Raw genomic sequence first — 4,730 nt, forward strand, 5'->3', positions numbered from 1 at the left:
CGCCTCCATCTTCAGCTCCGCGGAATCCTTCGCCATGATCCGCGGCGGCCACGTGAACCTCACGGTGCTGGGCGCATTCGAAGTGGACGTGGAAGGCAACATCGCCTCCTGGATGATTCCGGGCAAACTGGTGAAAGGCATGGGCGGCGCCATGGACCTGGTGGCCGGGGCGGACAACATCATCGTCACCATGACACACGCCAGCAAGAGCGGGGCATCCAAGTTGTTGCCGGAATGTACCCTGCCCCTGACGGGCGCGGGCTGTATTCACAAGGTTGTTACCGACCTTGCCTACGTGGAGATCAACGATGGGAAGTTCTGGTTGAAGGAACGGGCGCCGGGGGTGAGTGTGGATGAGATTGTGAGCAAGACTGCGGGGGAGATGGTGGTGCCGGAGAGGGTGGAAGAGATGGGATTTTAGGGGGGTATGTCAAGGACGACTGATGTTACCAGCGAAGTTGTATACTAAGAACAAATTACGCTTCATGCTCCACAAAAATTTATTCATTGACTACACTTTCCCCTCATGACTGATCAACTTGACTTGAAAAAGACTTACCGGGCTATCCTGGATGCTGCGCGTGACCAACGTTTTATAAGCTACGGAGATTTGGCGAATGCAAATGATGCTGAGTGGAACAAGGTTCGCTATAAAATGAACCTGCACCTTGGACAATTAGTTGAATTCGCCGTCGCAAATGACTGGCCACTTCTAAGTGCGATTGTCGTTAACAAAAAGGATACCAAGAACGGGGATCTTAAAGGCAAAGCTCTCAAGGGGTTTATTGACTTTGCAAAAAAACTGGACTTCGATATCGGCGATCAAACTTCATTTGTTAAACAGCAGCAACAAGAGATATTTAAATGGGCACAAAACGCGCCTGATGAGTTAGAAATCAATGAAGACGAGACCGCAGACCAGTCCGCTCCATCCGAGAATAGCGCAAGTGACCTCTTTGATGATCCAAATCGGCAATTCTGGTTTGTCGGTGCAAATTGGGATGGCGATGACCAAACTGAACGCTTTATTTCTGAAGGCATCTGGCAGAACGGACATAAGGATAAATTCTCTGAACTTGTCGCCCGCATCAAGCCAGGAGACCTGATCGCAATAAAATCGACTTTCAAACAAATAAATAATCTTCCTTTTGATAATCAGAATAAAGTTGTATCGTGCATGCACATTAAGGCAATAGGTACTGTGGTTGAGCCCACCGAAGATGGTAAAACCATCAAAGTCGACTGGCAGTTGTTTGATGATCCTAAAACCTGGTACTTCTCTACTGGTCGTTATTTCTACGCTATAAGTGAAGCGGTTGCCTCTGACGACCACGCACGCCGCCTTATCCAGTTTGCTTTTGGCGATCATAAGCAAGACTACGAGTTCTGGCTTCGTCAACCTCGGTGGGCCGAACAGTACCGTACCGTCAGCACGACCCCTGCCTATATCGCGGATGACCAAGAGGAAGCAGACACCGATAGCGAAGAAATTGAATTCGAGCCCTATGAAATCAGTGACATTTTGGACGATGGTTGCTTTCTCTCCGAAGAGGCTCTTAAGTCAGCTCTTTCTAGGCTGCGCGAAAAAAAGAACCTGATTTTGCAAGGCCCACCTGGTACTGGTAAGACATGGCTCGCTAAGCGTCTTGGTTATCTCCTCGTCGGCACAAAAGACCGTGAAATCACACGCAAGTGTATGCGTTCAGTCCAGTTCCACCCATCACTGTCTTACGAAGACTTCGTAAGGGGTTGGAGGCCGGATGGCGACGGGAGACTATCACTCACTGACGGCATTTTCCTTGAAGCCGTTAAAAAAGCCGAACGAGCCGAACCTGACAGCCCGTTTATTATAGCCATTGAGGAAATCAATCGCGGCAATCCAGTACAGATTTTCGGAGAAATGCTCACCCTCTTGGAAAAAGACAAACGCAAGGAAGGCGAAGCGATAGAACTCGCCTACAGGCGTAGTGAGACAGAACGAATCTTTATACCGAACAATCTTTATGTAATCGGCACCATGAATATTGCTGACCGCTCGCTTGCGCTTGTCGATTTCGCCCTCCGTCGGCGCTTTGCTTTCGTGTCTCTTGAACCCGTCTTCAATGAGACATGGCTGGAATGGTGCGTCAAACAATCGGGCGTGGATAAAGAAGTACTGTCACGAATCCAGGAGCGTATGATCAAGCTAAACAAGGAAATAGCTGAAGATCGCACGCTTGGTGAACAATTCAAAATTGGCCACAGCTATGTAACTCCCGCGCCTGGTGAGCAGGTTGTGGATACCCAAACATGGTTTACTGAAATCGTCGAAACTGAGATTGCTCCACTACTAGAAGAATATTGGTTCGAAAATCCCGATAAAGCAGCCTCATCTAAAAATAATCTCCTGCAAGATTTATGAGCGAAGCTGCTCTTTCTGGAACCAACTCAGAGGATGAGACGCCCCTGGTTTACGACAAAATACCGGTACGAAATGTCTGGTTTTTATTCCTCTTTGCTTACAACCTGGCGCATTTTCATGGTCGTTTTGAAGCAGAAATTGAGGATTCCCCTGATTTCAAGTCTTTAATTGCAAGGTTACTCTGCCATGTCGTCGAAACCAGGCTGAGACGCAATCTCAGTTTTGGATATCGACGAAGAGAGGATACGCTGAAGCGAGTACGGGGTCGGATCGATCTTCTAAAGACAGAATCCCATGCTCTTCTCAGTCGCGGTGAAATCGCCTGTCGATTTGATGAGTTAACCATAGATACTCCTCGTAACCGCTTTGTCCGTGCCGCATTGACTGCACTTAGCAGGCTGCTTAATGAGCCGGCACTTAGTCATAATGCCAGAATGCTTGCGGGCGCTCTTGGTCGTGCCGGCGTAAGTGGATTAAAGCCATCACGCGCAGAAATTACATCAGACCAGATTGCACGTCACGAGTCTGGGGATCGGCTCATGGTATCACTCGCCAAAGCGGTCTTTGATCTTGTTCTGCCAACAGAGCAAGAAGGAGTGCGGGCACTCTTAAAAGCTGAGCGCGGTCAGACTGAGTTCCACAAACTTTTTGAAAAGGCGATTGGTAATTTCTTCACCGTTGAGTTGCCACGGGAGGAAGGTTGGCGTGTTTATCCAGGTAAACAGATTTATTGGCCGACCGGCGTAGCATCTGCTGGTATCAATGAGTATATGCCCAAGATGATTACCGATATTATTCTTGAAAACGAACAAAACGCTCGCCGGATCATTATTGATACCAAATTTACGGATATCCTCGTCAAGCCGTATTACGGAGACAAACAGAAATTTAATTCAGACTACATTTTCCAACTTTACTCTTATCTTCGCAGTCAGGAACTACCAAATGACCCGCTTTCACGCTCTTCCGAAGGTATGCTTCTCTATCCAGCAGTAGGGGTCGACATTGATGAAGCGGCTGAACTACAGGGTCACATCGTAAGGTTCGTAACTATCAATCTTGCCGAACCTACAAATGTTGTAGTCGAAAAGCTGAGACGACTGCCAGTTCAGAGCACGCTCTATGGTTCAACGACTTCAGAAGTGGAACTTGAGAATATCAGCACAGGCGGCACCCCACACCAGCATTGATGAGATACCGCGGGGAGATGGTGGTGCCTTACACGGCGGGGGAGATGGGGTTTTGAGTAAGTCTTGACGCGTGGCTGCTATGATTTGAAAAACGTATATAGCTGGACAATAAAAAAAGCGATTGCAGGCAACCCTAAAAATAGAGTAAGAACCGATCCCAGTATCCAGTTTTTTAATTTCTCTATGTCTTCCTTAGTGGCCATAGTGTCTGCCACATTTTCCACTCGCTCTTGAATTACAGCCAGATGAATTTCAACATTGCGCAATCTGGCTTCCCAATCTCCAGAACCATTTCCATTGTCATGCGTAGATGCACGACCCCTACCTGGGCGACGATTCATATCCACAACATTAGACATTATTTTTCTTCTCCTTACGAGCTAACCATTCCCATAATGTATTGTTATGCCAGCCATCATACCATTCTACTGATATAACAATTCCGGTGATTTTTTCATCATCGTTCATTCCAACCATGTCTGAAATTTCTGCTGTTAGATCAACATTTTTACCTGAGAAAAAAGCCACACGGTCATCAACGATGTAGTACGAACTTGCAGGGAATTGTTTTAATTTTTCCCAGTCATCAGGAGTAGGTTCGGAGAGAATGATAGCAAAAGTAGTCATACAATATACGCTCAGCTATCCATCACGATAGCGGCTCATTTGTGATAAAGAATATAGTTTCGATTCAGGAAATAAAGTGTACCATCCTTACGAAGGTGAAGCTATCTGTAGAATGTGGGACCCAACAAGTTTTACGACAAAAATTTGTGAGAACGCACAATAAAAAACGGTGCCAGTTACTCGCCCGCAAAACGGGGCATTCTACTCATAATACCAGTCTTTATATGCCTACCCATTCTAGTCGGCTGGAGTCGGTATCCTGTTCGACCTCAAGCCACAGTGCTATGGCCTCTTCCATCCTCTCCATTAGCTGGTCAACCGACCTGGCCTGGGAGTGGCATCCCGGCAGCGCAGGGATGCTGCCGACATAGTAACCATCCTCATCTTTCTCGATGAGAAGCGCGTACTCATTTTTCATTTTCGTCCGTATGTTATAAATTACTTTCAAGTGAAAGTTAAATCAAGGTACAGTTTTGGCTAACAAACGCTCATGATCAGGACTCTGCACACCC

General features: G+C 47.0%; 6 protein-coding genes. 3 read left to right on the plus strand and 3 right to left on the minus strand.

The annotated features are described in order from the left end of the window. The 3 genes from OXI60_03100 to OXI60_03110 all read left to right on the plus strand — a co-directional run. Positions 1-421: succinyl-CoA--3-ketoacid-CoA transferase (locus OXI60_03100; protein ID MDE0308806.1), on the plus strand; the 421-nt coding region annotated here is incomplete at its 5' end. Positions 422-526: 105 nt separating this feature from the next. Then, positions 527-2,401, plus strand: a complete 1,875-nt coding sequence (locus OXI60_03105) for an AAA family ATPase (protein ID MDE0308807.1) — start codon at positions 527-529, stop codon at positions 2,399-2,401. Next, complete coding sequence (locus tag OXI60_03110) at positions 2,398-3,591, plus strand: 5-methylcytosine-specific restriction endonuclease system specificity protein McrC (protein ID MDE0308808.1); 1,194 nt, start codon at positions 2,398-2,400, stop codon at positions 3,589-3,591. Before OXI60_03105 ends, OXI60_03110 begins: the two co-directional genes overlap by 4 nt. A 77-nt stretch (positions 3,592-3,668) precedes the next feature. Here the strand turns inward: OXI60_03110 and OXI60_03115 are convergent, their stop codons facing one another. From OXI60_03115 to OXI60_03125, 3 genes are all read right to left on the minus strand, one after another. Then, positions 3,669-3,950, minus strand: coding sequence for a hypothetical protein (locus OXI60_03115; protein MDE0308809.1), 282 nt, complete (start codon positions 3,948-3,950; stop codon positions 3,669-3,671). Beyond that, positions 3,943-4,218 (minus strand): hypothetical protein, encoded by a 276-nt coding sequence (locus tag OXI60_03120; GenBank protein MDE0308810.1) that lies wholly within the window; start codon positions 4,216-4,218, stop codon positions 3,943-3,945. Before OXI60_03120 ends, OXI60_03115 begins: the two co-directional genes overlap by 8 nt. Positions 4,219-4,438: 220 nt before the next feature. Continuing rightward, positions 4,439-4,636 (minus strand): type II toxin-antitoxin system HicB family antitoxin, encoded by a 198-nt coding sequence (locus OXI60_03125; GenBank protein ID MDE0308811.1) that lies wholly within the window; start codon positions 4,634-4,636, stop codon positions 4,439-4,441. Positions 4,637-4,730: the final 94 nt, after the last annotated feature.

It is taken from the genome of Acidiferrobacterales bacterium (assembly GCA_028820695.1).
Lineage (GTDB): Bacteria > Pseudomonadota > Gammaproteobacteria > Arenicellales > JAJDZL01 > JAJDZL01.